3 protein-coding genes and 1 pseudogene are annotated in these 3,757 nt (G+C 31.1%); 1 reads left to right on the top strand and 3 read right to left on the bottom strand.

All coding sequences use genetic code 11. From position 1 onward, the window contains the following. The 3 genes from NF27_RS00225 to NF27_RS00215 form a co-directional block, all read right to left on the bottom strand. The coding region (locus tag NF27_RS00225) for an ankyrin repeat domain-containing protein (protein ID WP_039454538.1) at positions 1–193 on the bottom strand (193 nt) is incomplete at its 3' end. 174 nt (positions 194–367) lie between these two features. After that, on the bottom strand, positions 368–1,129 hold the full coding sequence (locus tag NF27_RS00220) for a hypothetical protein (RefSeq protein WP_039454536.1): 762 nt from the start codon (positions 1,127–1,129) through the stop codon (positions 368–370). Between the two features lie 89 nt (positions 1,130–1,218). Further along, a complete protein-coding gene (locus NF27_RS00215; protein ID WP_039454534.1) occupies positions 1,219–1,983 on the bottom strand; it encodes a hypothetical protein in 765 nt (254 codons plus the stop codon). A gap of 570 nt (positions 1,984–2,553) precedes the next feature. Between NF27_RS00215 and NF27_RS00210 the strand changes: the two are divergent. Further along, positions 2,554–3,710, top strand: a pseudogene (locus NF27_RS00210) (IS256 family transposase). Positions 3,711–3,757: the final 47 nt, after the last annotated feature.

Here is a 3,757-nt window from a genome sequence, read left to right as displayed (position 1 = left end):
TAGCAATTTCATCGTAACCATTATATAAGGCATTTTGCAAAGGAGTCTGCTCATCAATACCTTTAATATTTATATCTATTGAAGACTGTGATAGTAATAGCTCTACTATTCTAATATTTTTACGTTCTACAGCTAGGTGTAAAGCTGTGTCTCCTAGCATTTCCTTTGCATTTACATTAGCACCTTGTGACAACAATTCTCTAGTTTTATCTATTTTCCCCTACTCAACAGCAATTAAAAACTTAGTAGTATAATCTATATCTTTGCTTTGCATTTTATTACCTTTTAACCTTTTATTTTATTTATAATTAAGAAAAGAGTAATATAAATTATTTTGAAAGCAATGTTATACTAATAAAAAAGAAGATTAAAAGTTTCTACCTTTGGAGCATTCCTCCGATACTTGATCTTGCCACTTTTGCTCTGATTTTTTAATTTCAATTTGTTCATTATTTTTTGATTTAAGTGTCAAGATTGTACCCTTTTCTTCTTTTTCTTTTATATACATTTCAACCTTATCTTTAGCATTTTTTTCAAGAAAAGCATTGTCTTCATGCACTGAATTGATATTTTTACTAATTGTATTACTACTTAAAATAGCTTGTAGTTCATTATGTAAAATTTCTACGGCATTAGGGTGATGTTCTCGTTGTTCATTAAGGAAATTCTCAATAACTTCTATAATTGTGGTGGGATTAATGTTTAACAAAGTATCAAATACTTTTTGAGCTTGAGTGGGGTTATATTTTTCTTCATTTATATCTTTGATTGATAAGTATATAAAGGATTTAATTAAGTCATAATTATTGTGTGAGACCATTAAGAATTTTTGCCTTTGAGGAAGAGCTGATACTAACTCACAAAAGAAACTATAATCTTTATCTTTGAGAACCGAGTAAAAAGGTTGATAATTAACATATGATAAAAGTTTGCCTAGCTTGTGTTCTTTTTCCCACTGATTAAATAATGTTTTAATCATACCAAAATATTTAAGTTCTATATAATCAGTAAAGCATTCTTTAATACCAATTATATCCTCTTCAGTAAGAACTACTTTAGGGCGCTTTTGAAAACTGTCCTCTTTATTTTTCGAGATACTTTTCTCCCAATGTACAGTTTTTCTTTTCATATTATGCTAACTGTCATATTTTATATAAATCTTAGTTATATAATAAACTATTTGGCTTAATATGTGTTTATAAAGACTCGTTGAATAGTTTATAATTGCCTAGTTATCTTAACTCCATCTGCAGCTGTATTAAAAATTCTTTGTGTAAATGAATTTATATGATTTGGGGAATTATTTTCTTTGTTATCAATAAGCAGGTGTTCTAATCCAAGTATTTTTAAAGCCTGATCAAAATCAGATTTAATGCTATCAGTGATATTAAGACATTTCCAGAAAATATTAACTACATTATTATCAATTTTCAAAAAAAGTTTAAATCCCTCAATACATTCAGAAGAGTTATACTCATGATTATTCTCATTAATCCGATTGCTACTTACAAATAGCCTAAAAGCCATATAGTCATCATAACGTACCATGCGTTGTAAATATTTTGTAGCAGACATTTCAGCAATTAATTTAAAAGCTTCTATATCGCAGTTTACTGTAACCCACCTTAACATAGAATAATTATCTAAACAAAGTAGCTTACCGATTATATTTTTACCCATTTTTAATACTTCTTCACTATCCTCCCCATATAGCTCTTTAAGCTCTATTATTCTAGTATGCCTTGCGATATGACTCTCCCATTCTTGTTTTATCACATCATAGTGCCCATTACTAAACATTTGAGCAAAATAGTTTTTTAATGATTTCTGAGCTGGACTCGTGCTTTCAGATTCGTGAGAAACTTTGGCTTTTTTCCTAACTCTAAGTGTTCTTCCCTCATTATCTTCAATGGAGTCTACCCAACTTACTCTTTTTTTAGAGTTAGGCTTTTCTTGATTAGTATGTTTCTCATTATTTTTCATAAGCAAAATACTTTTTAAAGTTTGAAATATAATTTAAAATAAAAATAATAAAATATTAAAATATAGTTTTATAATAAAACTTATTAAACAATTATTAAATCTATATTATTCATTAGGCAGGGTAGGTATACCATGAAAAGCAATGAGCTACAAAGGTTAGAAGAATATAAAACACATTTATTAAAAATAAAAAGGCTGGAAAGTTTATATAATAACCTATAAGCGATTGTTAACTATACAGGTAAGGATAGAAAATCTGATGATTGGGCTACAGGGCATGGTATTAATAATGCTTTAAATTAAATTTTAGGAGATTGCCGAGGATGTTCAAGGAAATGTGTCAAAGAAGAGATTAGATAATTTTTTAGAGATAAGAAGTAATCGAAAAGAAAATAAAGAAGTAAGTAAATAAGATAAAAATTAGTTACTTCTAAAAATAAAGGAGACTTTGCCATGAAAGAGCAGACGAATATTGTCATAAATGATGAAATGAGTAAGATAGCCGAGAAAGTAAGCTCACTGCCATCATTACAAAATGAAGCATTGGGAGAAATAATCAAAGGGCTGTATATGGGTAAGCCTCTACTTGGTGAGGGAGAGGGTTACTGACCAAGCTGATAAAGGATTTAACAGAGATTTCTTTGAAGGGGGAAATGGAGGCGCATTTAAACGAGGATAGCCTTGAAGAAGGGAATAATCGACGTAACGGAATATCTAGGAAACAGGTCAGAACCGGAGGAGTAAGCTTCTTACTTGAGGTACCGAGAGAGACCGCAATAGTAGTTTTGAACCACAAATAATAAAGAAGAGACCACTACATTAACTGAAGAGTTAGACAATAAGATATTAGCGATGTACGGATTAGGAACAAGCTATGATGGTATAGTGCAACCTTTACATGAGATGTACGGAATTGAGGTATCTGTTGCTTCGATATCTGCGGTTACCGATAAGCTTGTTCCTATGCTTATCGAGTGGAGAAGCAGGTTGCTTGAGCCTTTGTATACGGTAGTATTCTTAGATGCGACGTACTTTAAAGTTAAGCAGGATAATAAAGTAATGCCTAAAGTGGTATACAACATAATAGGAATAGACAACTATGGAAGAAAAGATATTTTAGGGTTTTATGCATGTGAATCCGAGAGTGCGCATTTTTGGTTAGGTATACTTAATGACCTGAAAGCAAGAGGAGTAGAAGATATACTTATAGCTTGTATAGACGGATTAAAAGGATTCCCTGAAGTGATCAATACAGCCTTCCCTGATACGGAAGTTCAACTTTGTGTCATTCACCAAATCTGCAACTCCTTAAAGCATGTTGCAAGTAAGAATCAAAAAGAATTTATGGTTGACTTGAAGTGTGTATACCAGGCTGAGACTAAGGATGTAGCAGAATATAACCTGCTAAGGCTGGAAGAAAAATGGGGAAGTATCCCATAGTAATTAAATCTTGGCAAAATAATTGGTATAATTTATCCACTTATTTTAAGTATTCTGCCCAAATAAGGAAGCTTATTTACACCACAAATCCTATTAAGGGCTTTCATCGAGGAATCAGGAAATGCACCAAAACCAAGGGTGCTTTTGCTAGTGAAAATGCATTGTTCAAGCTCATTTTCTGCGCTATTAAAAATATTACCGCTAAATGGAACCTGCTAATACAAAATTGGGCTTTGACCATTTCGCAATTATATATTTATTTTATATTTATTTCCCTGATAGAATAAAATTTTCCAGGTAACTAAATTATGACACATTTCAGTGAATATTCCCT

Source organism: Candidatus Jidaibacter acanthamoeba (genome assembly GCF_000815465.1).
In the GTDB taxonomy this organism is placed as follows: Bacteria; Pseudomonadota; Alphaproteobacteria; order Rickettsiales; family Midichloriaceae; genus Jidaibacter; species Jidaibacter acanthamoebae.
Note: the sequence above shows the minus strand (reverse complement) of the source record. Positions and strands in the feature narration are given on the sequence as shown.

Coding starts and splice junctions, on each gene's coding strand:
- NF27_RS00215 (WP_039454534.1), bottom strand. CDS start 1,983: ATGAAAAATAATGAGAAACATACTAATCAAGAAAAGCCTAACTCTAAA.
- NF27_RS00220 (WP_039454536.1), bottom strand. CDS start 1,129: ATGAAAAGAAAAACTGTACATTGGGAGAAAAGTATCTCGAAAAATAAA.